The 22,931-nt window shown below is 61.3% G+C and carries 26 protein-coding genes; 6 read left to right on the top strand and 20 right to left on the bottom strand.

Translation table 11 applies throughout. The features are described from left to right. Positions 1-2: 2 nt before the first annotated feature. Complete coding sequence (locus AC2YI2_RS07305) at positions 3-575, bottom strand: helix-turn-helix domain-containing protein (RefSeq protein ID WP_487385774.1); 573 nt, start codon at positions 573-575, stop codon at positions 3-5. 32 nt (positions 576-607) lie between these two features. Continuing rightward, positions 608-1,510, bottom strand: coding sequence for a tRNA (adenosine(37)-N6)-dimethylallyltransferase MiaA (miaA, locus tag AC2YI2_RS07300; RefSeq protein WP_487385773.1), 903 nt, complete (start codon positions 1,508-1,510; stop codon positions 608-610). Here miaA and serB point away from each other — a divergent pair. The 5 genes from serB to AC2YI2_RS07275 are packed head-to-tail and all read left to right on the top strand — an operon-like array spanning position 1,509 to position 3,826. Further along, positions 1,509-2,396 (top strand): phosphoserine phosphatase SerB, encoded by an 888-nt coding sequence (serB, locus tag AC2YI2_RS07295; RefSeq protein WP_487385772.1) that lies wholly within the window; start codon positions 1,509-1,511, stop codon positions 2,394-2,396. The two genes, miaA and serB, sit on opposite strands and share 2 nt — an antisense overlap. After that, positions 2,393-3,229 carry an MBL fold metallo-hydrolase gene (locus AC2YI2_RS07290; RefSeq protein WP_487385771.1) on the top strand — a complete coding sequence of 279 codons (837 nt, stop codon included), beginning with the start codon at positions 2,393-2,395 and terminating at the stop codon, positions 3,227-3,229. Before serB ends, AC2YI2_RS07290 begins: the two co-directional genes overlap by 4 nt. Positions 3,230-3,271: 42 nt before the next feature. Then, a complete protein-coding gene (locus AC2YI2_RS07285; protein ID WP_487385770.1) occupies positions 3,272-3,421 on the top strand; it encodes a BrnT family toxin in 150 nt (49 codons plus the stop codon). Positions 3,422-3,438: 17 nt separating this feature from the next. Then, positions 3,439-3,552, top strand: a complete 114-nt coding sequence (locus tag AC2YI2_RS07280; protein WP_487385769.1) for a hypothetical protein — start codon at positions 3,439-3,441, stop codon at positions 3,550-3,552. Next, positions 3,524-3,826, top strand: a complete 303-nt coding sequence (locus AC2YI2_RS07275; protein ID WP_487385768.1) for a BrnA antitoxin family protein — start codon at positions 3,524-3,526, stop codon at positions 3,824-3,826. Before AC2YI2_RS07280 ends, AC2YI2_RS07275 begins: the two co-directional genes overlap by 29 nt. 3 nt (positions 3,827-3,829) lie before the next feature. Here the strand turns inward: AC2YI2_RS07275 and AC2YI2_RS07270 are convergent, their stop codons facing one another. From AC2YI2_RS07270 to nirK, 10 genes are all read right to left on the bottom strand, one after another. Beyond that, complete coding sequence (locus AC2YI2_RS07270; protein ID WP_487385767.1) at positions 3,830-5,392, bottom strand: Do family serine endopeptidase; 1,563 nt, start codon at positions 5,390-5,392, stop codon at positions 3,830-3,832. 21 nt (positions 5,393-5,413) lie between these two features. Then, positions 5,414-5,599 carry a DUF2065 domain-containing protein gene (locus tag AC2YI2_RS07265; protein WP_487385766.1) on the bottom strand — a complete coding sequence of 62 codons (186 nt, stop codon included), beginning with the start codon at positions 5,597-5,599 and terminating at the stop codon, positions 5,414-5,416. Continuing rightward, on the bottom strand, positions 5,596-6,525 hold the full coding sequence (gene hflC / locus AC2YI2_RS07260; RefSeq protein ID WP_487385765.1) for a protease modulator HflC: 930 nt from the start codon (positions 6,523-6,525) through the stop codon (positions 5,596-5,598). The genes AC2YI2_RS07265 and hflC overlap by 4 nt, the downstream gene beginning before the upstream one ends. Continuing rightward, a complete protein-coding gene (hflK, locus tag AC2YI2_RS07255) occupies positions 6,522-7,628 on the bottom strand; it encodes an FtsH protease activity modulator HflK (protein WP_487385764.1) in 1,107 nt (368 codons plus the stop codon). The genes hflC and hflK overlap by 4 nt, the downstream gene beginning before the upstream one ends. Positions 7,629-7,762: 134 nt before the next feature. Next, positions 7,763-8,272, bottom strand: coding sequence for a dihydrofolate reductase (locus AC2YI2_RS07250; RefSeq protein WP_487385763.1), 510 nt, complete (start codon positions 8,270-8,272; stop codon positions 7,763-7,765). A gap of 311 nt (positions 8,273-8,583) precedes the next feature. After that, on the bottom strand, positions 8,584-9,096 hold the full coding sequence (locus AC2YI2_RS07245) for an N-acetyltransferase family protein (RefSeq protein ID WP_487385762.1): 513 nt from the start codon (positions 9,094-9,096) through the stop codon (positions 8,584-8,586). 103 nt (positions 9,097-9,199) lie between these two features. Further along, complete coding sequence (locus AC2YI2_RS07240; protein WP_487385761.1) at positions 9,200-9,685, bottom strand: BON domain-containing protein; 486 nt, start codon at positions 9,683-9,685, stop codon at positions 9,200-9,202. 244 nt (positions 9,686-9,929) lie between these two features. After that, on the bottom strand, positions 9,930-10,625 hold the full coding sequence (locus AC2YI2_RS07235; RefSeq protein ID WP_487385760.1) for a Crp/Fnr family transcriptional regulator: 696 nt from the start codon (positions 10,623-10,625) through the stop codon (positions 9,930-9,932). Positions 10,626-10,698: 73 nt separating this feature from the next. Further along, the gene (locus AC2YI2_RS07230; protein ID WP_487385759.1) at positions 10,699-11,598 is read right to left on the bottom strand and encodes an SUMF1/EgtB/PvdO family nonheme iron enzyme; all 900 of its coding nucleotides are present in this window, start codon (positions 11,596-11,598) and stop codon (positions 10,699-10,701) included. Between the two features lie 74 nt (positions 11,599-11,672). Beyond that, a complete protein-coding gene (gene nirK, locus AC2YI2_RS07225; RefSeq protein ID WP_487385758.1) occupies positions 11,673-12,809 on the bottom strand; it encodes a copper-containing nitrite reductase in 1,137 nt (378 codons plus the stop codon). Between the two features lie 169 nt (positions 12,810-12,978). On the opposite strand from nirK, the gene AC2YI2_RS07220 reads away from it, so the two are divergent. After that, a complete protein-coding gene (locus AC2YI2_RS07220) occupies positions 12,979-14,223 on the top strand; it encodes an NnrS family protein (protein WP_487385872.1) in 1,245 nt (414 codons plus the stop codon). A 65-nt stretch (positions 14,224-14,288) separates the two neighbouring features. Here the strand turns inward: AC2YI2_RS07220 and arsK are convergent, their stop codons facing one another. From arsK to AC2YI2_RS07180, 8 genes are all read right to left on the bottom strand, one after another. Beyond that, positions 14,289-15,503, bottom strand: coding sequence for an arsenite efflux MFS transporter ArsK (gene arsK, locus AC2YI2_RS07215; protein WP_487385757.1), 1,215 nt, complete (start codon positions 15,501-15,503; stop codon positions 14,289-14,291). Positions 15,504-15,505: 2 nt separating this feature from the next. Continuing rightward, a complete protein-coding gene (locus AC2YI2_RS07210) occupies positions 15,506-16,909 on the bottom strand; it encodes an NAD(P)-binding domain-containing protein (RefSeq protein ID WP_487385756.1) in 1,404 nt (467 codons plus the stop codon). 58 nt (positions 16,910-16,967) lie between these two features. After that, positions 16,968-17,288, bottom strand: coding sequence for an ArsR/SmtB family transcription factor (locus tag AC2YI2_RS07205; RefSeq protein ID WP_487385755.1), 321 nt, complete (start codon positions 17,286-17,288; stop codon positions 16,968-16,970). Positions 17,289-17,577: 289 nt separating this feature from the next. After that, entirely contained in the window at positions 17,578-18,009 is a 432-nt protein-coding gene (arsC, locus tag AC2YI2_RS07200; protein ID WP_487385754.1) for an arsenate reductase (glutaredoxin), read from the bottom strand. Beyond that, on the bottom strand, positions 18,006-18,707 hold the full coding sequence (locus AC2YI2_RS07195; RefSeq protein WP_487385753.1) for an aquaporin: 702 nt from the start codon (positions 18,705-18,707) through the stop codon (positions 18,006-18,008). The genes arsC and AC2YI2_RS07195 overlap by 4 nt, the downstream gene beginning before the upstream one ends. 2 nt (positions 18,708-18,709) lie before the next feature. Next, complete coding sequence (locus AC2YI2_RS07190) at positions 18,710-19,219, bottom strand: arsenate reductase ArsC (protein ID WP_487385752.1); 510 nt, start codon at positions 19,217-19,219, stop codon at positions 18,710-18,712. Between the two features lie 19 nt (positions 19,220-19,238). Further along, complete coding sequence (locus tag AC2YI2_RS07185; protein WP_487385751.1) at positions 19,239-19,598, bottom strand: ArsR/SmtB family transcription factor; 360 nt, start codon at positions 19,596-19,598, stop codon at positions 19,239-19,241. 91 nt (positions 19,599-19,689) lie between these two features. After that, the gene (locus tag AC2YI2_RS07180; RefSeq protein WP_487385871.1) at positions 19,690-22,914 is read right to left on the bottom strand and encodes an efflux RND transporter permease subunit; all 3,225 of its coding nucleotides are present in this window, start codon (positions 22,912-22,914) and stop codon (positions 19,690-19,692) included. Positions 22,915-22,931 lie beyond the last annotated feature (17 nt).

Here is a 22,931-nt window from a genome sequence, read left to right as displayed (position 1 = left end):
CCTCACACCATGAAAAGAATGTAGCGCGCGCCAATATCGTCGGGCGTCGCAAATTCGGTCGCGCCATGCAGCTGGTAGCGCAGGCAGTCGCCCGCGCCGACATCGTGGGCGGCACCGTTCACGGTCAGCCGCAAATGCCCCTCCACCATGACGAGATGGTGCTCCAAACCCGGCTTCGAGGGCTCAGGATATGAAATGCGCGTGCCCGGTCCGAGGCTGCACTCGATCACCTCGCCTGCCAGCGCCGCATTTGGCGGTGAGACGGAGCGGCGCTGGAAAGCAGCCGCCTGGTCATGCCAGACCCATTGCGCCTCGCGCCGGATCACCGGTTCGAAATCCTCTTCGACCATCCGCATCAGCCGCGACATGGCCATGCCATAAGACGCGCAAAGGCGTCCCAGAACGCTAGCCGTCGGGCTGACCTCGGCATTCTCCAGCCGGGACAGCGTCGCGCGGCTGACCTCACTGCGTTTCGCAAGCTCCTCCAGCGACCAGTTGCGCTCGGCGCGCAACGCCCTCAGCCGGGTAGCGATCTGAGTATCGAGAGATGGAGTGGATTTTTCGCTCGTTTCCATATGAGAGAAAAAATCCCATATTCGGGAAATTGTCAAGCGACCGGGTTCAGCCGCTCCCAACTTTCGTCCATCTGATTGCGGAACCAGGTCATCTGCCGCTTGGCATATTGCCGCGTCGCCGCCGAAGCCTGAGAGATCACCAGCTCCCGCGTCAACTCTCCCCGCAGCAGGGCCGCGATCTGCGGTACGCCGATCGCCTTCATCACAGGCATGTCCTTCGGCAAGTCGAGCCTGAGCAACGCCTCAACCTCTTCAATCGCCCCCTGTTCGAACATAGTGGCGAAGCGCCTGTTGATCCGATCATGAAGCACCGCGCGATCCGGCTCGACGATCAGCTTCCGCACGCGACGAGGGTCGACAAGGCCCTTCCCGGTTCCCTTCTGGAACGAGACCAGTGACCGACCCGTCGCATCGATGATTTCGAGCGCACGCACGATCCGCTGGCCATCAGACGTGCCCAGTTGATCCGCCATATCTGGGTCACGCGCTCCAAGCTCGGCATGCAGGGCCCAGGGCCCATCTTCGGCAAGTCGTTTGCGCCACTTGCTACGGATTTCAGCCGGTACTTCGGGTATCTCCGACAGCCCGCCAGTCAGCGCTTTGAAATAGAGTCCTGTGCCGCCGACAAAGACCGGCAGCTTGCCGCGCGACCGGACATCCGTCAGCATCGGCGCCACCGCGCGCAGCCATTCACCGGTCGAGAAGACCTGTCCGGCGGGCACGGTCCCGTAGAGATGATGCTTGATGCCGCCCATGTCGGCCTCATCTGGCCGGGCCGTCAGCACCCGCAGCGTATCGTAGACCTGCATGGAATCGGCATTGATCACCTCGCCCCCATGCTCCCGCGCCAATTCCACCGCGAGCGCGGACTTGCCGCTGGCGGTAGGCCCGGTTATCAGGATCGCGTCCATTGTGTTTTCGGGAATTTTCTTCATGGCCCTCGTTGCCACGCTCATTGCCAATCCGTCAAATCCGGTCCTCACCCAAAGGCTGGGCGAAGCTGCCGCCGACGCCGTGAAAGGCCGGTCGCTCTACTGGCTTGCCGACGGGGTGGCCTGCGATATTCCTCTTCCCGACGGCATGGCGGCGGATGAATATCTCGCCCTTCTCCGTGAAACCGTTGCTGGTCACGCGGTGGATGTGGCCGTGCAGGACGCTGAAACCCGGCGCAAGAAAATGCTGATCGCCGACATGGATTCAACCATGATCGGCCAGGAATGCATCGACGAACTCGCCGCCGAGGCCGGCCTCAAGGACCTGGTTGCCGCCATCACCGCGCGCGCCATGAACGGCGAGATCGCCTTCGAGCCCGCGCTGCGCGAACGCGTCGCGCTGCTCAGGGGCCTCGATGTCTCGGTCATCGACACGGTGATCGACAGCCGCATCACCCTGACGCCTGGGGGCATAGAGCTCGTCCGCACCATGAAAGCGAGAGGCGCCTATACCGCGCTCGTCTCCGGCGGCTTCACCAGCTTCACCCGTCGCATCGCCGCCCTGATCGGCTTCGATGAGAACCGCGCCAATATCCTGCTCGAGCAGGATGGCAAACTCAACGGCGAGGTCAAGGAACCCATCCTCGGCAAGCAGGCCAAGGTCGACGCGCTGAACGAACTCGCCGCCCGCCTCAACATCTCCACCGACGATGCCATGGCGGTCGGCGACGGTGCCAACGATCTCGGCATGCTGCATGTGGCAGGTTCCGGCGTCGCAATTCACGCGAAGCCTGCCGTGGCCGCTGAAGCGCAGATCCGCATCGATCACGGCGACCTCACCGCCCTCCTCTACCTCCAGGGCTACCGCAAGACGGATTTCGTATCATGACTGCAAACAACCCGGGCTTCTACCGCCGCCGCATCGGCGATATCGTTGTCACCGCGATCTTCGACGGCGTGGTGGAGATCGCGCTCGAAGCGGCCACCAACATCCCGCTTGAAGAAGCTCGGCGGCTGCAGGACGAGAATCTTCGTTCCTATCCACCCATGCTGCCAACTGCGCTGTTCGCCATCACCCGCGGCGACGACACTGTTCTCATTGATGCAGGCGGTGCGCCCGAATTGGACGAGCATCTCGGTCTTGGCCGAGCCAACCTGCTCGCGAGCGGAATCGATCCCAACCGGGTCAGTGCCGTGCTGATGACGCATCTCCACACCGACCACTATGGTGGTCTCACGCTTCCGGACGGCGCGGCCGCCTATCCGAATGCAGAGCTCGTTATCCATGCCGAGGACCATCGCTTCCGCTTCGGCGCCACCGAACCGCCACCGGACTACATGCGACGCGCCATCACGCCCTATGTCGACCGCCTGCGGCTCTTAGAGAGCGGGATGATCCTGCCGGGCATCGAGGCGCTGCCCCTGCCCGGCCATACACCGGGTCATACCGGCTTTCTTATCGGGTCAGGCGACGAGCGCCTCCTCATCTGGGGCGATGTCGTCCACTTGCCCTCGATCCAGTTCGCCCATCCCGACGTGTCGCTCAGCTATGACATCGACGGCAAGTTGGCAGCCACAAACCGCAAGCTCGCATTCGATCGGGCATCGAAGAAACGACTGCTTGTCGCCGGCATGCATATGGACTTTCCCTGCTTCGGCTATGTGGTCGCAGATGGCCAAGCTCATCGCTGGATCGCCGAGCCGTACAGGCATGCATTCTGACTCAAGCTTGTATGTACATTTTTGTATTTACAGGACATAAGAATGCGGTTCGAATGGGACGAGAATAAAGATCGGATCAACAAGGCCAAGCACGGGGTCTCCTTCGAAACCGCCACGCGCGTTTGGGACGACCCTCATGATGGATTTATTTCGACCGGTTCGAAGACGGCGAGGACCGATTTCACGCCGTAGGCATCGTTGGCGGGCTCATGCTCCTGACCGTCGTCCACACGTACCGTGGCGATACTGAAAAGGAAATCGTACGCATCATAGGAGCCCGCCGGGCAACGCGACATGAAAAAGGTGCTTACCAGAACAGCTGATCTGACACCGGAGATGATTGAAGAGCTCAAGGCCCTGGCAGCTTTGCCGGAGGATCAGATCGACATTGCCGACATACCGGAAGCTTCGATCGATAACATACGGCAAGGCGTGCGCGGCGTGCATTTCCGCCCGCTAAAGACACCCGTTACCATCCGCCTCGACGCGGACGTCGTCGCCTGGTTCAAGGAAACCGTCGAATCCGGAAAATACCAGTCCGAGATCAATCGCGTGCTTCGTCAGCACATGACCGACAAGCAGCGAAAGTCGGCCTAACACTTACTCGATCGGCACCGCCACCAGCCGCAGTTCACCCTTCTGATTGGCAATCATCAGATAGGCGTTGCGGCGATCGTCCTTCTTAAGTTCCTGGATCTTCTCGGCCACGTCCTCGGGCGATTCCATGAAGGTCTGGGCGATCTCGACGATCACGTCGCCCTTCTGGATACCCTTTTCGTTTGCCGCCGAATTGACGGGCACGTCCAGGATCAGCACGCCCTCGACACTTTCGGGGATCGAATATTGCTTGCGGTTCTCCGCCGTCAGCGGCGAGAGCGTGAGCCCCATGGTGTCGGCAGGCGTAATGGGTTTGTCGGCCGGCTCCTTTTCTTTGGGATCGGCTGGATCCATAGTGTCGGGCTTGGCGAGCCCATTATTGTCGAGCTGCTCGGCAAGCTTCTCCGCATCACTCTTCTTCTCGTCCTCGATCTGGCGCGCAAGCGTCACCTTCAGCGTCACCTGCTGGCCGTTGCGGATCACAACAACGTCGAGCGGTTTGTCGACCGGGCTTTCCGCCACGATGCGCGGCAGATCGCGCATCTCCAGAATGTCCTGGCCGTTGAATTTCAGCACCACGTCGCCCGAAAGGATCGGCCCTTTCTCGACCGGTCCGCCCTTGACGATGCCCGAGATCAACGCACCGCGCGGCGCATCGAGCTTGAGGTCACCGATCATCTGCTCGGTCACAGGCTGGATGCGCACGCCGAGCCAGCCGCGATGGACTTCACCGAATTCCTTCAACTGCGAAACCACATGGGCGGCAATCTCCGTCGGCACGGCGAAGCCGATACCGACCGATCCCCCACCCGACGGCGAATAAATTGCCGTGTTGATACCGATCACCTCGCCGAACATGTTGAACAGCGGCCCGCCCGAATTGCCGCGGTTGATCGCGGCATCCGTCTGCAGAAAGTTGTCATAGGGGCCGGCATTGAGGTTGCGGTTGCGCGCAGAGACGATACCGACCGACACTGATCCGCCGAGGCCGAACGGATTGCCGATCGCCATCACCCAGTCTCCGATCCGCATCTTGCGGGAATCGCCAAAGGGAACAAACTTGAGCGGCTTCTTCGGCTCGACCTTGAGCAGCGCGATGTCAGTCTTGGTGTCCGTACCGATCAGCTTGGCGATAAGCTTCGAGCCATTGGCGAAGTTGACCACGATCTCGGTTGCGCCTTCGATCACATGGTTGTTGGTGACGATATAGCCAGCCGGATCGATGACGAAGCCGGAGCCCAGCGAACTCACCTTGCGCGAGGTGTTGGCGCCATCGTCGTTGCGATTCTTGAAATAGTCTTCGAAGAGATCCTGGAAGGGCGCATCCTTCGGCAGGGTCGGCGTCGGCACGCCATCGTCACCCTCGGCCTTGGTGTTCTGGGTGATCGAGATATTGACCACCGCATCCATCAGGGATTCGGCGAGATCAGACACCGATTCCGGACCATGCTGCGTCCTGTGACCGGTCACGACGGGCGTGTCCTGCGCAAACACGGGTGCCGTCATGGCGGGCAATAGCGACATGCTAAGCGCGATTACCCCGATTTGACCGGCCAGCTTCGTCATGCGCAACGCCTTTCGTTCTTGTTACCCGCGGATCAGCCAGACGCCGAACACGCCGATTCCCATGGCGATGATACCGCCAATCCGCAACTCGCTCTCAGGAAATTCAGGCAGGATGGCGGCAAGCCCCTTCACAAAAGAGGGAGCCGCCGCATAGAGCAGCCCCTCGATGATGAGAAAGAATGCGATCCCTGCCAGAAAATCCGTCATTGCGGCAGGGCAGGCACCGCCTCCGTGGTCGCGGGCTTGGTTTCCAGGTTCGGAAGCTCACTGTTGAAGTACTGGAAGAACTCCGAAGTCGGCGAAAGCACCAGCGTCGCATCGCCCTGGCCGAGCGCCTGCGAATAGGCGATCATGGAGCGATAGAACGCGTAGAACTCCGAGTCCTTGCTGAAGGCCTCGCCGAAAATGCGGTTGCGCTCCCCTTCACCCTGGCCGCGCAGGATCTGCGCGTCTTTTTGGGCTGCCGCGATGATTTCGATGCGGCCACGATCCGCGATGGCCCGACGGCGCTGGGCGCCTTCGTTACCGCGCGCACGGATGGCTTCCGCCTCGGCAAGACGTTCCGCCTTCATGCGGTCGTAAGTCTGCTGCGACACTTCCTTGGTGAGATCGGTGCGACGAATGCGGACATCGGTGATCGTGAGCCCGAGCGACTCCGCGTCCTTGGTGATGTCGCTGCGCACTTCTTTCATCATCGAAGCGCGCTCCTTGGAGAGCGCCGATTCGAAGCCGCGCAGACCGTAGACCCGGCGCAGGGCCGAATCGAGACGGGTGCGAAGCCGCGATTCCGCCTGTGAGACGTCACCGGCAGCGACCTCGCGGAAGAGCTGCGCATTGGTGATGCGATAGACCACGAAGGCATCGACTTCGTAGAACTTGCCGCCCGAGACCTGAACACGCATGTTGTCGAGGTCGAGCCGGAGCTCCTGGTTCGACACATACTGGACACGGTCGGCATCGAGGAAAGCGAAGGGCAGCTTGAAATAGATGCCCGGCTCGGTCTTCACATCGGTGATCTGACCGAAGCGGATGACGATCGCCTGCTGCCGCTGGGTCACGACGAAGAAGGACGAATAGATCAGGAAGAGCAGCACGAGAATGGCGCCGCCGGCGATAGCGATACGGTTGGTCATTTCTGCGCTCCCTGCGTGGTGTCCTTCGGCTTGGTCAGCTCGTTCAGGGGTAGGAGCGGGAGCACTGCATTGGCGTTCTTGTCCGTATCGGTGATCACCTTCCGGGAGGCTGAAAGCACCTTTTCCATCGTTTCGAGATAGATGCGCTTGCGGGTGATCTCGGGGGCCTTCTTGTATTCTTCATAGACACTCAGGAACCGCTGCGATTCACCGAGCGCTTCCTGCACGATCTGGTTCTTGTAGGCGGCCGCATCTTCGCGGACCTGTGCGGCCTGACCGTTCGCCTCACCGCGGATCTTGTTGGCATACTGATTGGCCTGCTCGAGCATCTTGTCTTCGTCCTGCTCGGCGCGCTGAACCTCGTCGAAGGCGCTCGACACTTCGCGCGGCGGCGACACGTCTTCGATCGAGACGGTGTTGACGGACACGCCGGCTTCGTAGCGGTTCATGGTCGCCTGGATGGCGTCCTTGACCTCGAGCGCGATCGCCTGGCGGTTATCGCGGAAGATATCCTGTGCGGGACGGCGGCCAACGACTTCGCGCATCACGGAATCGGCGACCTGCGTCAGCGTCCGGCCGGGTTCGGCGACGTTATAGATATAATGGCGCGGATCGGTGACGGAGAATAGGACGGAGAACTCGACATTGACGATGTTCTGGTCGCCCGTCAGCATCAGGCCTTCATTCTGCTGCCCGCCAGTGGCGGTGCCGATCTTCTGCTGCTGCTCGTTGACATTGACGATTTCGACATTCTCGACGGGCCACAGCATGAAATGCAGGCCAGGCCCGGACACGTCTTCCTTCGCCCTGCCGAACAGGGTTTCCACGCCACGCTCGTCAGGCTGGACGGTATAGACCGCCTGCGTCGCCCAGAAGGCGACAAGGAGAAGCAGGCCGATGACGACCACGCCGCCGTTGAGGCCACCGGGCATGATGCTCCTGAGGCGATCCTGGCTGCGGCGGATAATTTCATCGAGATCCGGAGGTCCACCATTGTTGCGTGGACGGTTCGGCCCCTGGCCCCAAGGGCCCTGGTTCTTGCCTCCACCATTGCCGCTGCCGCCCCATGGGCCGCCGCCGCCATTCTGATTACTCCAGGGCATCCATACCTCTTGCGTCAAAAACCAGGCCGGAAAATCGACTTCCCAGCCATCCCGGAACCGTTATAGGTATCCCGCCATACGGTTTCAACGGACGGGGTCAATGATCATCGCTTTTTGATCAAAATATGTTGGAGTTATCGAGCTCTGCGCCGGTAGGTCACGAAACGCGTCGAATAGTCGTCCTTTTCGCCCACCGGCACGCTTTCGGTGGGCCCGGCTTCCCACACGACCGGATCGATCTCCGGGAAGACTGCATCGCCCTCGATCTCGGCCTGGATATGCGTCACGTGCAGAATCGTCGCTCGATCCATCATCTCGCGATAGATGACGCCGCCGCCAATGACAGCGATCTCATCGACGCCAAGCTTCTTCGCCTCTTGCGCCGCACGCTCCAAGCCTTCATCGAGAGAATGCGCGACGATCACGCCTTCCGGCGCAAAATCGCGGTTGCGGGTGATGACAATGTTGGGCCGGCCCGGCAGTGGCTTGCCGATGGAATCGTAGCAGACACGCCCCATCAACACGGGCTTGCCTGTCGTGAGCGCCTTGAACCGCTTGAGATCGGTCGAAAGACGCCAGGGCAAGCCGCCGTCGCGGCCGATGACATGATTGCGGGTGACCGCGACGACAAGCGAGATTTCCATGATCAGACCGCGACCGGCACTTTGATATTCTGGTCGGCCTCGTAGCCCACGAATCCGAAATAATTGCCGGGCATTAGCTTGGTCACTTGCGCTGCAATCCTGGTGAGCAGCGCGGTGGCTGCGATATTTCAGAGATTTCCATGACCGAGGCCTTCTTGAAAACCGTTGTCATCACATTTCGTTACACAAACCACGTTCAAGAACAAGGCTCATGGACGAGCGCCTTGCAGCCAAGCCATTTCGGCATCGGGCAGCGCGCTCTATTGAGCTCACTTCATCGAATGTGCGGGGAATCGTTTGACGGTCCCGCTTCACCCCAGTTCCTTGCGCACCAACAATAGTGTCGGATCGTCGGGATCTGTCACTGCGGTAAAGCCCATGTGCCGCTCGAGTTCGATCGCCGCATGGTTATCGCGTTGTTCAATGGATTCCAGCACCTTGACACCCTTTGCGCGCGCGACCTCGGCAAGATGCGCGAGCAATTCCCAACCGATCCCCAGGTCCTTGAAATCCTCGTGGACAGTGATAGCGACTTCCGCCCTTTCGAATGTGGGATCGCAGGCGAGCGTGGCGGTGGCGACGAGCGGTCCGCTGCCTTCTCCGAACGCCAGGAAGTTCTCGACATGAACGTGGTCAACGCCCGTCATTTCCGCAATGCGTGCGTCGCCGACACGGTCGATGCCGACCAGATACCTGAACCGAAGGTCTTCCCTGGTGACGTGTGTGAAGAATTCCTCGAGCCGTTCGGCATCCGTCACTTCTACCGGTCTAACGAAGAGCCGGACACCGGCGCGCGTTGTGAGTTCGACTTGTCCGCTTTGCATGGACTTATCCTTTTGTTTTCGTTTCGATAAGAGTGGTGCTGCCACCGCGACGACCAAAATCATCTGGTCGAGGACGAAGCGATCGACCTTTGGTGTCTTCGGTTCAGGCGCATATGTTCTCGGCACGCAGGACGAATTCCGCATTATCCTCCGCGCTTGCTGCGATCCTCAGATTGTTGTTCATCGACTTTGCGCCGCTGAACTCGCGGAGGATGGATGCCACGGCGCCAAGCCGCTCTTCGTTATCGACCTGGCCGAAAATCGAGAGGCAGCCGTGTTCGACCCTTATCCTGAGCTCCCTCGGGGTAAGCGCGTTCCACTCGAGAAGGTCGCAGGCTTTCTTGGCGATCCGGCAATCCACGTAGCGCCACGTTTCGTCCTTCGAGGTCTCGATCTCATTCGCGACCGCGCGCACGCCAGGCATTTCCATCGTCACGAGTTCCGCGACCGCTTTCACCGCCCCGTCGGCGGTGTAGCCGGAAAGCACCGCCACGCCGTCCTCGATCGAAATGCCGAGTTTGGCGGCCGAGAGCAGCGGATGGCGCTGGAACCTGGCAGTGAGCATCTTCAGAACAGTCTGGTCGTCCACGGAAATCGCCTTGAGTAGTTCATCGAACGACCGGATCTTGGCACACCCGTGTCGAAGTTCGTTGATCGAGGTCAAACAACTGCCAAGCCATAGGGATCAACCGCCCGCCCTGGGCGGCCAGAAGTTCGATGTCGCTATGGATGCCGTTGTTGATCCGCCGGATCGTTTCCAGCCCAGCCGCAATCGACTTCTGGAAGGTATTGAAGTCGACGATGAATTCGCCACGCCCAGAAGACGAGAACGTTCAGGACTTCCCGCAGTCGGCAAGCGCCTGGAGCCGCGCGAGGTCCTTGACGAACAGTTTCTGTCGTCCGCCTTCCACGATGCCATTGGATTCCCACGCGCTCAAGATCCGGGAGACGGTATGAAGCGTCGTCCCTGTCATCTCCGCGATGTCTTGCCGCGAGATCGGAAAATCTATCCTGATCCCACCCCTTTCGGCGCGTCCCGCCTGACTGCTGAGTCTGATCACGGTGTGGGCTACACGCCGCTCGACTTCCTCGGTCGACATCTCCCGGATTCGTGTATGTGCTTCTTCCAACCGCTGGCCGATCGTGTTCAGCGCACTGACGGCCACGTGGGGGCTTCTGTCGATGAACTCGGGCCAAAGGTCCGTCGGCCAGCATATGGCCAGGCTCTCGATCACGCCAAGCGCGGTGCCGGGATAGTCCGATCTCCGCAGTGCGCGCGCGAAACCGAACAGGTCCCCGGGATGCACGACGCGCACGATGATCTGCTGGCCATCGGGCGTGACCTGGGTAACCTTGAGCCGACCGTTCACCAGGAAGAAGAAATGGGTCGCCGGGCCGCCCTGCTCGAAGAAGGCATCGCCCGGTCCGACCCGTTTGGGAACCGCCTGCGAGAGCAGGGCATCGATGTCGTCGTCCTTCATCTTGTCGAACATGGAGAAGGCTTTCACGACGCTTCTGTCAATTTTCAACGATGCCTCCTGTCCGCGATCACGGACAGCATAGCCACGCCGCGCTCGGACAATTTGACATGGGACAAGGAGATCAGGAGATAACCCCGCGGTCGCGGAGCCGCTTGAGCAGGTCGGCATACCAGCGGTCGTCGCGGACCAGCCGAAAACCGAGATTGGCCGGAGGAGCACCGACCGAACATCCTCCCGTCTTGGGATCGCGCACGAACGAACTCATCGGCGACCGGTGCTGGCCCACAGTCACGTAAATGCCGCAAGTCGAAATCGCCTCTGTCGATTGCCCCGCCAGGTCCACCCTTCGTTGGCAGGTGGTCGTCCATTCCCAAACGTTGCCGGCGAAGTCCGCGAGACCATATTCATTTTCGCCGAAATATCCGATCGTCTTGGGCGCCGGATCGCTCTCAGCCTTTCGCCGCGTCTCGCGTTCGTAGTCGGCGAGCCAGCGGAGCGCAGGGTTGCGGCTGTCGGGGTCGACACCCAGCGCGTCGTCGGGAAATTTCGTACCCGCTGCGATCGCGATCTGCTCGTGGGTCGGCAAGGTCCAGACCTGGCCGGTCTCGGCGCTCAACCAGCGGGCATACGCCTCGGCGTCGTCGAAGCTGACGCCTGTGACCGGATAGGTGTCGCCGTGAATGTGAACGGCCGCGACGGCCGCGCACTTTCCCGCCTCGACGCAGCCCCTGTATTCGCCCTCTGTGACCTGGAATTTCATCATGGCCAACGGCTTCGAGCTCCGGCCGCGTAACATCGGGCCGTCGACCGCGAAACCGTTCTTATAGAACTCGCCATAATCGCGGAATTCGTATGCTCCGGCCGGCACGGTCACTGTCGTCGGCGCTGGGATCGTGCCTGGTGAGCGCTGCTGGAAATAACCTAGCTGGGCACCGATTCCCACTCCGAACGTCAAGGCGACGATCGCAGGTATGGCGATTGAAAGCAGTGACAAACCGTTCTTAGTCTTGCGGACAGACATGGCCAATCCTCGCGGCAGGCGGGATCGAAGAATGACATCCGCGCGGCCGGATGCCGCGCGGACCATATGTCGGGTTAGAGATTATTGGGCGACAGGATCGCCGTCATCAGGTCGTTGTTCCACTCACCCTCGACCTTGAAATGGGCGGCGGCGCCCTTCTCGAAAGCTTCGATGAGGTTGTGGTTCACGTAAGCGTAGATGCCGGGCTGCTGGAACGTGTAGAACGCCGCACCCGCAGTGCCGCCGGGTATGAACCAGGTCTCCTGATCGAGGTCCGGCGGGTTCATGAACTTGCCCGTCGCCCAGACGTAGTCGCCATGGCCGCCAATCAGATGCGGACGGGTGTCGCGGTTCGCCTGCGAATGCAGGATCAATACCTTCTCGCCGACGTTGGCCTTGAGGGCATTGTCGCCAGTCAGCGCGCCGACCGCGCCGTTGAAGACAATGTGGCTGGGGGTCAGCGTATTCATGACCCCGAGCACGTCGGTGTATGCGTCTCCCTGGCTCTCGTACTTCCTGTAATTGCCTTCGGCATCGCGCGGCACGTAGAAGTCCTGCTCGCCGACATAGTAGGCACGGTCGTAGACAAGGTCGTTGCCCTTGGCATCCTTGAGGCCGTCGCGCGGCAGGATCATGATGGCGCCGTTCATGCCCGAGGTTACATGCCAGGGCACCATTCCCGGAGGGGCGCAATGGTAGACGAACACGCCCGCCTTGGTCGCCTTGAACCGCATCACGGCCTTCTCGCCCGGGTTCACGACGGTCAGCGCGCCGCCACCAAGGCCGCCCGTCGCCGAGTGAAAGTCGATGTTGTGCTGAAGCTCGTTGGTTTCCGGGTTGACCAGCGTAACTTCGACATAGTCGTCCTGGTGGACGACGATCATCGGGCCGGGAACAGAACCGTCGAAGGTCATGGCATGGACTTCGGTGCCAGCGTCGTCAACGACGATCTTCTTTTCCTCGATGGTCAGGGTGACCTCGTAGATTTTCGGACCGCCCTCAGCCTTCTGGCTATGGGCATGGACGAACGGCGGCTTCACGAGTTCGAGCTTGACGCGCTCAAGGGTCGAAATGTCGACGGGGGTGGCGTTTGCCTCCACGATTTCTTCGTTCGCGCTTGCGACCGAGGCAGTGACGAGCGGAGCGATCGCCCCGGCGAAAGCGGCCCCAGCGAGAATCGAGCGTCTTGTCATCTGGATTTGATTGCTCATCGGACTTCTCCTGGTTGAGAACGAAGGTCTCTCCGTCCTGTCGAAGTGGAAGTTACGCCCGGAGAAGCCGGTTCTCTTTGTTCCAGAACAATTTCCCGCCACATTTGGCGGAAGACCAGCTTGCCTTTGCGCAAAGAGGGAAGCGTGCGCTTAGACTACAGTTTCCTCAATTCCAGAGGAGCAGACGATGTCCGATACCACCGCAGAGCGTCCACGTCCCAAGGGCGGCATTCCGAGAGGCCTGTCGGCCACGGGCCCGGTTCTCTTTTCCTATGGTTTCCGGCCGTTCTTTCTTGGAGGCGCCGTCTGGGCGTGCGCCGCCATGATAATCTGGATCATGGCCGTCTCCGGCCAAATCGACATCGGGGGCGATCATGGGGCCCGCGCCTGGCACGCCCACGAAATGCTCTTCGGCTTCGGATCGGCGATCGTCGCTGGCTTCCTGCTCACGGCCGTACCGAACTGGACAGGCCGACTTCCGGTGTCCGGCCCTCCCCTCGTTGCCCTCTTTCTGCTCTGGTGCTTGGGTCGCGTCGCGCTTCTCATTCCAGATACGATCGGGGTTTTGCCATCAGTCCTTCTCGAAGGGGCGTTCCTGCCGACCATGCTCCTCGTATGCGTAAGGGAGATCGTGGCCGGACGAAAGTGGGCTGACCTCAAGGTGATCGCCGGACTCGGTGCGCTGACATTGGCGAACGCCTGCTTCCATTATGAGACGCTCGCAGCAGGCGGTCCCGATTACTCAGAACGCTTGGCACTGGCGGGATTGACGATGATGATCGTGGTCGTCGGAGGACGCATGCTCCCCAGCTTCACCCGGAACTGGTTGAACAAGGCTGGCCGTACTGATTTTCCAGCCCCATACGACAAGTTCGATCTCATCGCGATCGTACTGACGATCCCTGCCTTCGCGTCCTGGGTGGTGTCCCCCGAGAGCTTCGTCACAGCTGTCACCGCCGCCGTGGCCGCCGCCCTGCACGCGACTCGCCTTTGGAGGTGGCGGGGCTGGACGACGTCAGGCGAACCTCTGGTGCTGGTGCTCCATCTTGCCTACGCGCTCGTTCCGATCGGCCTCGCAGCGATATCCGCCTCGGCGACCGGAATGCTGGACAGTACCGCAACGATCCATGTCCTGGCCGTGGGCACGGTGGCCTCCATGATGCTCGCGGTGATGACCAGAGCGACCCGCGGACACACCGGTCGGGAACTCGCGGCTTCGGGTATGACATGTGTAAGCTACGCCGCGATATTCCTCTGCGCATTGATAAGACCCATGGCCGCGGCCGTACCGGACTACGCCACCACCATCTACGCTCTCGCAGCCGTTCTTTGGATGGCGGCATTTGGTCTCTATCTGTTCGAGTATGGGCCGATGCTTGTCGCCAGGCGCAAGCCCTCTGCGCGAACCGCGTGAACGACCACGATCTCGGTCTGATGGGCCTGCAGTAGCAAATGCAGATGACCACGTCGTGCGGTTCGTCACTGGGCGGATGCGACTCCTTGGACGTTACCGATCCTGATGGCGAAGGGGATCAATGCGAACGCCATGGCGCCCGCCAAGCCGGCCGCCATCACGATCCATAGCGAGCCATGCACGCCGATCCCGGCCATGGACAGCGACATCACGACGGGCGCAATCGCCGAAGTAATCTGCTTGGCCGATGTGCACCATCCAAGCCTGCTGCCGTACCCGTCGCGTCCAAACAGTTCGAGCGGCAAGGTTCCACCGACGATGCTCGTCAGACCGGAGCCCAGCCCCATGCAAATCGCGAAGATCACGGCCCCGGCGAACCAGGGCGTCGTGGACAACAGGATCACAATTCCGATCGGCATCAGCACCGCTGCAATGACGGCAAGCCAGGTCTGGGAGAGACCTCTGCCGAACACCAGGTTAATCAGGCGGCTGGCCACCTGCGCGGGTCCGAACAGCGACGCGATCATAAGGCCCGCCGTCCCGAGCCCCAATGCCTGCGTCAGCGGGACCATGTGGACCAGCATCGCAGAGAGAGCATAGCCCTCGATGGCGAAGCCGAGCAGCATGAGGGCGAAGATCAACGCGCCGCTGGCTGATGGATTCGTGCTTGGACCGGGGATCGGAGCGGCGCGCGCCGCGACCACGGCTCCGGACGTAAGACGGGAAAGCCCGACATGGACGGGAAGGCACACGATAATGTGCATGCCTGCATATAGAAACAGCACGTCTCTCCAAGACATCCAGCCGTGAAGCCATGTGGTGAGAGGCCAGAATAGGGAAGAGGCGAAACCCGCGATCAGGGTGAGATGGACGATGGAGGTCTGCGCCCTCCGGCCTCCGGCCTGCACGATTGCGGTGAAGGCCGTCGAATAGAGGACACCCGCGGAGACGATCTGCATCAACGCAAGTGCGATTGCAAAGCTGGTCGCCCCGGAGGACATCGCGGTCACGACCAGGGTCATCGCCGATCCAACCGATCCGACGGCCATCACCCTCCCCGCGCCCCATCGGTCGGCGAGCTTGCCGGACAGCGGAGCTGCGAATGCGCCGATGAGCAGGGCGACGGAGAAGGCCCCATAGACCCATTGCTCCGACACCGCGAGATCGCGCGCGATGTCGGGAACGAGAATGCTCAGGCAATAGTAGAGCGTGCCGTAGCCGATGATCTGTGTCGCCCCCAGTCCGGCGAGCGCCCACATGGGCAGTTTCGCTTCCAACATCGTCAAGCGCTCTCGATCACCTTCTCCGGCGCAGCCTTCGATCCACACCCGCATCCCGACTTTCCGCTGTCCTTCGCCACAGCGTCGGCAACGCAGCATGCGTCGGCTTCGGCCGGAGCCGGGCCACCGCAACATCCGGCAGATGTCGCCGTCTTGATGTCGACCGAGCAGACACCGGTTTCCGGAAGCACCAGCTCCACCCGCCTTGCGGCTTCATGGTCGCCCGCGATCTCGGCGACGACAGAGCGGACCTGTTCGTAACCCGTCTTCATGAGGAAGGTCGGCGCTCTACCGTAGCTCTTTGAACCGACGATGTAGAAATCCTTCTCGTGATGCGAAAGCTCTTCGACGCCATGCGGAGGCACGGTCCCGCAGGAATGAAGGTTGGGATCGATGAGCGGCGCGAGCGCGGGCGGCGCCTCGACCGTGGGATCGACCTCGATGCGAAGCTCGCGCAGGAAAGAGAAATCCGGCCGGAAGCCCGTCGTCACCACGATCTGGTCCACCGTCAGCTGGAGGCGGTCGTTTCCGGTCCGCGCCAGCACCGTCGGCCGGCCACCGTCGGTCATGATCGCTTCCGCCGAAAAGGACGTCAGCATGTTCAATCGGCCCTCGTCCATCGCCTTCTTGGCAGCGAGACCGAGAGCACCCCGCTCCGGAAGCTGGTCGTTCAGGCCGCCGCCGAGCAGGCGGTCGACACCGTGGTGACGGAGGGCCCAGAAGATTTCTGTATTCGGGTCGATGTCCTGCAGGTCCATCAGGGCGATGGCGACGTTGATCGCGGAATGGCCGCTGCCGACCACGAGGGTCCGCTTGCCGATGAATTCCTCCCGGCGCGATCCGAAAACGTCCGGAATGCCGTACGAGATATTGGCCGAGGGCCCTTCGCCCCCAATAGGCAGCCCGTGGGTGCCCATCGGGTTCGGCTGGCTCCATGTTCCGGAGGCGTCGATGACGGCGCCGACGAGGACATCGTGTTCGAACTGCCCCTCGACATATCGGACAACGAAGGGAGCGTCTTCCCGCCCGGCTGACGCAAGCTTGTTCATTCCCTTTCGGGTGACCGCGGTCACCGTGACGCCGACTTTGAGGCCCTTGGCGATGGCGGCGACCTTGGACAGCGGAACGAGATATTCCTCCACGATCTCACGGCCGTTCGGCAGGTAATCAGGGTCAGGCGAGGTCCAGCCGGTGGCTTCGAGCAACACCCGCGCCGCATCGTCGATATTGTACTTCCATGGGGAGAATACACGGACATGCCCCCATTCGAGCAGCGCCGCGCCGACTGACGCCCCCTTCTCGAAGACGAGTGGCTGGATGCCGCGCTCCACGAGCCGGGCGGCGGCGGCGAGGCCCACGGGTCCGGCACCGATAACGGCGACAGGAAGGGTTTCATTGGAGATCATGCTTCACTCCTTTCATATTTCCAGAAGGTTCGAAATATAGTGGTAAAAAAAGGGGCGGTCATGCGACCGCCATCTCGGGACGTTTGACACAGGCTTGATCGGCGCAGCACTCGTCGACGAGATAGCCGACAAGCGCGTGCATGCCGTTGTAGTTGGCACGACTGATGAGCGTGGTCGCCTGGCGTTCCTGGACGACGAGTCCAGTGTCGATCAGGCGCTTGAGATGATGCGACAGCGTCGACGCCGGAATGTCGAGCTTTTCCTGGAGGCGACCCACGGGAATGCCATCCTCACCCGCGCGGACCAGCACCCTGTAAATCCGGAGACGGGTCACGTTGCCGAGCGCTTCCAACTGCGATGCTGCTTTTTCGATATCCATGGAAATAAGCTAGCGCAAGCTTATCGATCCGTCAATGGCTATTTCGATGAATGTCGAAATATCCTACTTAGCCGATTTCAGGTTCACCCTCGTCTTGAGCTTTGCCGCTTCTTTCTTGCACTCGCTGCAGCGGTCGAGGAGACGTCCTGCCTCGCGGGAGAAGGCGGGAGTGGGAATCCCGCCTGAGCGAGCCGTGGAAGATCAGGATGCGCGGCGCGTGGATGGAGAAGGCCGGGCGCGTGCTTCGAGGTCGGGCGTGCGGAGGTGTTCGACGCTCGCGACAGGCGGGTCAGACAATGCGCCTGCCCTCCTCGTCGAGAATCCTCTCGCCATCTTCCTTCGTGAACGGACCGTGGAAGATCTCGGCCGGCAGAATGTCGAGGACGACCTCGGATGGACGGGACAGCCGCGTGCCCATCGGTGTGACCACGAAGGGACGGTTGATCAGGATGGGATGGGCGAGCATCGCGTCGAGAAGCTGGTCGTCGGTGAGCGCGGGATTGTCCAGGCCGAGTTCGGCGTAGGGGGTTCCCTTCTCGCGGATTGCCTGCCGCACCGTCAGGCCCGCATCGACGATCATCGTGACGAGCGTCTGGCGTGTCGGCGGATTCACGAGATACTCGACGATGTCAGGCTCGATCCCGCCGTGGCGAATGAGGTCGAGGGTGTTGCGTGAGGTCCCGCATTCGGGATTGTGGTAGACGGTGACGGGAAATGTCATTGAACACCTTTGGGATTGATCGGGATTTCGGATGGTCCGGACTTGGCGGCGAGAAGCCATCCGGCGAGCACCGTTGCAAGAAGCGCGCCCGCGATCTCCGCCAATGCGAAGCCCGGCAGGTCGATCGGACGAATGCCAGAGAACGTGTTCGTCAGGGAACGCGCGATCGCGACAGCGGGATTGGCGAACGATGTCGATGCGGTGAACCAATAGGCCGCGGTGATGTAGAGGCCGACAAGCCACGGCACCGCGTCCTCTCGAAACCGCACCCCGCAGAGAATGGTGAGCACCAGGCCGAACGCGGCGACCGCCTCTGCGATCCACTGCGGCGTGCCGGACCGGACCGTCTCCGATATCTGGAAGATCGGGAGATCGAACATCACGTGCGCCGCCCAGGTGCCAAGGATGCCTCCGGCGAGTTGCGCCAGGATATAGGCGACGCCATCGCGCGCCGTGATTTCCCGCCTGATCGCGAAGACCATGGTCACGACCGGGTTGAAATGCGCTCCCGAGATCGGTCCGAGGATCGTGATCAGGACGACGAGGATCGCGCCGGTCGGGATGGTGTTCCCGAGCAGCGAGACTGCGGTGTCGGCTGAGAGCCTGTCGGCCATAATCCCCGACCCGACGACGGTCGCGACAAGGATGGCGGTTCCCAGCATTTCGGCGACGAGCCTTCGGCGGATGTCGAAGGTCACGGTCAGGCCGCCTTCGTCGGGTCGCGGCCGATGTCGTGCAGCCGCTTCTGGAGCGCGAGCTTGTCGATGGAGGTCATCGGCAGGCTGACGAAGATCGAGATTCGGTTGTTGAGCATCCGGTAGGCGTCGTCGAATGCGAGGTGCTTCTCGGCGTCCGTGCCTTCGGCTGCGGCCGGGTCGGGCAGACCCCAATGGGCCGTCATCGGCTGCCCCGGCCAGACCGGGCAGGTTTCGGCCGCCGCGCTGTCGCAGACGGTGAAGACGAAATCCATCTGCGGCGCGCCGGATGCCGCGAACTCGTCCCAGTTTTTCGACCGCGCGAAATCGGTATTGTAATTCAGGCTCTTGAGGAGCTGAAGCGCGAAGGGATGGACTTCTCCCTTGGGATGCGACCCGGCGGAGTAAGCCTTGAATTTGCCACGTCCCACCCGGTTCAGGATCGCCTCGGCAAGGATGGAGCGTGCGGAATTGCCCGTGCACAGGAAGAGCACGTTGAAGGTCTTGTCGGTCATCGTGGTTCTCGTCGTTGGCTCAGCTGGAGTTGGCCGCCTCCTTGGGAGGGCAGCAGGGGGTCAATTCCTTGATCAGCGGGGCGCAGAGCCCGGCGTTGCCGCCGCAGCAGTCCTTGATCAAGTAGAGGGTCACTTGTCGGAAGCGCTCGAGATCGGCGCGATAGATGATGGATCGGCTTTGGCGCTCGCCTGAAATCAGCCCGGCATTGGCCAACGTGGAAAGGTGCGCGGACATGGTGTTCTGCGGAACGCCAATCAGGCGCGCCAACTCCCCCGCTGGAACGCCCTCGGGTTCCCGCTCCACCAGGAGACGAAAAGTCTGGAGGCGCGTCGGTTGCGCCAAGGCAGCGAGTGCAGCAATCGTTTGAGTCTCATCCATATATCCAGAATAAAGGATATATGGATGATGTCAATATCGACGGCTCACGCCCTCGCCGGAGCGACGCCGGCCGCCACTCTGGACTCCGATTTCATGTTCTGAGCACCCGGTAGATTGCGGGTATGACCAGAACAGTCAAAAGCGTGGAGGAAATCAGACCGAAGAGCAATGAGATCGCCAGACCCTGAAAGATCGGATCGGTGAGGATGACAGCCGCGCCGATGATGGCAGCAAGTGCGGTGAGCAGGATCGGCTTGAAGCGTATGGCACCAGCCTCGATCAGCACTTCAGTAAATGGCCTGCCGTCCTTGTCGGCATGACGCACGAAATCGACCAGCAGTATCGAGTTGCGCACGATGATGCCGGCGAGCGCAATGAAGCCTATCATCGAGGTGGCCGAGAATGGAGCGCCGAACAGCCAATGACCTCCGAGGATGCCGATGAAGGTCAGCGGCACCGGCGTGAGGATCACGAGCGGCAGTTTGAACGAGCCGAACTGGGCGACGACGAGGATGTAGATGCCGACAAGTGCGATCATGAAGGCGGCACCCATGTCGCGGAAGGTGACCCAGGTCACTTCCCATTCACCGTCCCACAAAAGCGTCGAATGCCGCTGGTCGCCAGGCTGTCCATGCAGGGCGATCAGCGGTTTCTGAAGCCCGGTCCAGTCCTGTTTGTCGATGGCCTCCTGGACCGCCAGCATGCCGTAGAGTGGCGCTTCGTAGCTCCCCGCCAGTTCAGCCGTCACCATCTCCGCCGGACTGCCGTTGTGACGGAAGATTGGAAACGATGTCTTCTCGTCGATCACGCGCACCACGTCGCCAAGTTCAACCACGCCATTCGCGCCAGGCAGAACATTGGCTGGAATGGGCGTTGTCAGGAAGCGCTCGTCGAGCGTCTTTTCTCCCTTTGACCGCTCGAGACGGATCGGGATCGGTTGACGTCCCAGCCCGCGATGCGAGTAACCGATCGTCCTGCCGTTCGAGAGCACCGTGATCGTGTCGAACACGTCGGCTTCCTCGACCTTGAAATATTCCGCATCGTCGGTCGAAATTGTCAGGCGCTTGCGTGCAGCCTGAACACCATAGGAATTGTCCACATCGACGATGAAGGGCACGGAGCGGAACGCCGCCTCAACCTTTTCGGCAACCTTGCGCCGGGTGTCCGCATCGGGGCCGTAGATTTCTGCAAGCAGCGTCGCCATGACGGGCGGCCCGGGCGGTGGCTCCACAACCTTGAGACTGGAACCTTCGGGAAGCTTGATCGCAGCGATGCGCGTGCGGATCTCAAGCGCGATCTCGTGACTGGTGCGCTCACGATCACCTTTCGGCGCCAGGTTTATGGCGACATCGCCCATATAGGGCGAGGCGCGGAGATAGGCGTGACGAACCAGTCCATTGAAGTTGAAAGGCGCAGCGGTACCGGCATGCGTTTGAACGGAAACGACCTCCGGCAGTTCGAGAACGATGCGCGCAATCGATTGCGCGACCGCGTCGGTGGCTTCGACCGATGAGCCCTCGGGAAGATCGATGGTGACCGACAGTTCGGACTTGTTGTCGAATGGCAGCAGCTTGACAGTGACATCCTTGGTGTAGAACAGGGCGAGCGATCCGAGCGTCAGCGCGCCAACGACCAGAAGAAAGGCCCAACTCGTCGTTTTGGACGACAGTATCGGACGCGCCACTGCCGCATAGGCGCGGCCCAACGCGCCGCCGCCATGGGCGTGGTCGCCATTGTGAACAGAAGCCTTGCCGGCAACCTTCAGCATAAGCCAGGGCGTGACGATCACGGCGACGAAGAAGGAGAAGATCATCGCCGCCGAGGCGTTGGCCGGGATTGGGCTCATATAGGGGCCCATCATGCCTGACACGAAGAGCATAGGCAGCAGCGCGGCGACGACGGTCAGCGTTGCGACGATCGTCGGATTGCCGACTTCCGCGACAGCTTCTATCGCCGAACGGCGGCGGGATTTGCCCTCGCCCATGCCCCAGTGGCGGGCGATGTTCTCGATCACGACGATGGCGTCGTCGACGAGGATGCCGATCGAGAAAATCAACGCGAAGAGCGAGACGCGGTTGAGTGTGTAGCCCATCAGCCAGGAGGCGAAGAGCGTTAGCAGGATGGTCACAGGAATGACGATCGCCACGACGAAGGCCTCGCGCCAGCCGATCGAAATCCAGACCAGCGCAATAATTGAAATCGTGGCAAGCCCGAGGTGATAAAGAAGTTCGTTGGCCTTCTCGTTGGCGGTTTCACCGTAGTCGCGCGTTACCTCGATTTGCACGCTGGCAGGGACCAGCGTCCCCTTCAACATCTCAACCCGGTGCAGGATAGTGTCCGCAACGGTAACCGCATTCGATCCGGCGCGTTTGGCAATCGCCAGCGTCACCGATGGCACGCGTTCCGTTGCGGGCCCGTTCCTGCGGACGGTCGCGACAAGCGCGTCGCTGGTATTGGTGACAAAGGCAACGTTGGCCACATCGCGCACGTAAACCGGATGCCCATCTCGGGATGTCAGCAGGAGGTTGTTGATAGCATCGGGCGACGACAGCGTTTCGCCCGCCATGACATCGATCTGGACGCCGCGACTGCGAACCTGTCCGGCGGGAACCGCGCTGTTGGCTCCCTGAACCTTGGCTGCCAACTGCTGCAGGGTGATTCCATAGAGAGCGAGCTTTTCGGGCTGCGGCGAGATGCGTATGACCTCTCCCGTCTCGCCGACAAGGTAGGTGAGGCCAACATCGTCGATCCTGGCGATCTCCGTTCTCAGTTCACGCGCAATGCGCGTCAGGTCGTTCGAATTGACCCGGTCGGCGGCAGCGGGTGATGGCGACAGGGTCAAGGACACGATCGCCACATCGTCGATGCCCCGACCGACGATCATCGGCTCCGGAATGCCGACCGGAATGCGGTCGCTGTTGGCGCGAACCTTGTCATACACGCGCAGTATTGCGGCATCCGACGAGGTCCCCACAACGAAGCGGGCCGTGACCATCACCCGATTGTCCATGGATTGGGAATAGACATGCTCGACGCCGTCGATGCTCTTGACGATCGTCTCGAGCGGCTCGGTCACGAGTTTCACGGCATCGTCCGCATTCAGACCCGGAGCCTCAACCATGACATCGACCATCGGCACCGAAATCTGCGGCTCCTCCTCGCGCGGCAACGTCAGCAAAGCCACGAGGCCGAAGGCGAAGGCTGCCAGCAGGAAAAGCGGGGTCAGCGGCGATTTGATGAAGGCGCGCGTCAGATTGCCCGCAATACCGAGATTGGTAAGACCCGTGTCGTCATCTTCGGACGGAGAGCTTTGCACAGAAGACGTGCCTTGGC

This window comes from Rhizobium sp. SRI_017 (assembly GCF_057586295.1).
Note: the sequence above shows the minus strand (reverse complement) of the source record. Positions and strands in the feature narration are given on the sequence as shown.

Excerpts from the sequence above, each read along its gene's own strand:
- AC2YI2_RS07285 (WP_487385770.1), top strand. The coding sequence starts at position 3,272 with ATGCGGTTCGAATGGGACGAGAATAAAGATCGGATCAACAAGGCCAAG.
- AC2YI2_RS07210 (WP_487385756.1), bottom strand. The coding sequence starts at position 16,909 with ATGATCTCCAATGAAACCCTTCCTGTCGCCGTTATCGGTGCCGGACCC.
- AC2YI2_RS07245 (WP_487385762.1), bottom strand. The coding sequence starts at position 9,096 with ATGCAAAGCGGACAAGTCGAACTCACAACGCGCGCCGGTGTCCGGCTC.
- AC2YI2_RS07290 (WP_487385771.1), top strand. The coding sequence starts at position 2,393 with ATGACTGCAAACAACCCGGGCTTCTACCGCCGCCGCATCGGCGATATC.
- AC2YI2_RS07250 (WP_487385763.1), bottom strand. The coding sequence starts at position 8,272 with ATGGAAATCTCGCTTGTCGTCGCGGTCACCCGCAATCATGTCATCGGC.
- AC2YI2_RS07275 (WP_487385768.1), top strand. The coding sequence starts at position 3,524 with ATGAAAAAGGTGCTTACCAGAACAGCTGATCTGACACCGGAGATGATT.
- AC2YI2_RS07205 (WP_487385755.1), bottom strand. The coding sequence starts at position 17,288 with ATGGATATCGAAAAAGCAGCATCGCAGTTGGAAGCGCTCGGCAACGTG.
- arsC (WP_487385754.1), bottom strand. The coding sequence starts at position 18,009 with ATGACATTTCCCGTCACCGTCTACCACAATCCCGAATGCGGGACCTCA.
- hflC (WP_487385765.1), bottom strand. The coding sequence starts at position 6,525 with ATGACCAACCGTATCGCTATCGCCGGCGGCGCCATTCTCGTGCTGCTC.
- miaA (WP_487385773.1), bottom strand. The coding sequence starts at position 1,510 with ATGAAGAAAATTCCCGAAAACACAATGGACGCGATCCTGATAACCGGG.
- hflK (WP_487385764.1), bottom strand. The coding sequence starts at position 7,628 with ATGCCCTGGAGTAATCAGAATGGCGGCGGCGGCCCATGGGGCGGCAGC.
- arsK (WP_487385757.1), bottom strand. The coding sequence starts at position 15,503 with ATGTTGGAAGCGAAACTGCCCATGTGGGCGCTCGCCGGACTGGGGGCG.
- AC2YI2_RS07265 (WP_487385766.1), bottom strand. The coding sequence starts at position 5,599 with ATGACGGATTTTCTGGCAGGGATCGCATTCTTTCTCATCATCGAGGGG.
- AC2YI2_RS07185 (WP_487385751.1), bottom strand. The coding sequence starts at position 19,598 with ATGGATGAGACTCAAACGATTGCTGCACTCGCTGCCTTGGCGCAACCG.
- AC2YI2_RS07230 (WP_487385759.1), bottom strand. The coding sequence starts at position 11,598 with ATGTCTGTCCGCAAGACTAAGAACGGTTTGTCACTGCTTTCAATCGCC.
- AC2YI2_RS07280 (WP_487385769.1), top strand. The coding sequence starts at position 3,439 with ATGCTCCTGACCGTCGTCCACACGTACCGTGGCGATACTGAAAAGGAA.
- AC2YI2_RS07190 (WP_487385752.1), bottom strand. The coding sequence starts at position 19,219 with ATGACCGACAAGACCTTCAACGTGCTCTTCCTGTGCACGGGCAATTCC.
- serB (WP_487385772.1), top strand. The coding sequence starts at position 1,509 with ATGGCCCTCGTTGCCACGCTCATTGCCAATCCGTCAAATCCGGTCCTC.
- AC2YI2_RS07270 (WP_487385767.1), bottom strand. The coding sequence starts at position 5,392 with ATGACGAAGCTGGCCGGTCAAATCGGGGTAATCGCGCTTAGCATGTCG.
- nirK (WP_487385758.1), bottom strand. The coding sequence starts at position 12,809 with ATGAGCAATCAAATCCAGATGACAAGACGCTCGATTCTCGCTGGGGCC.
- AC2YI2_RS07305 (WP_487385774.1), bottom strand. The coding sequence starts at position 575 with ATGGAAACGAGCGAAAAATCCACTCCATCTCTCGATACTCAGATCGCT.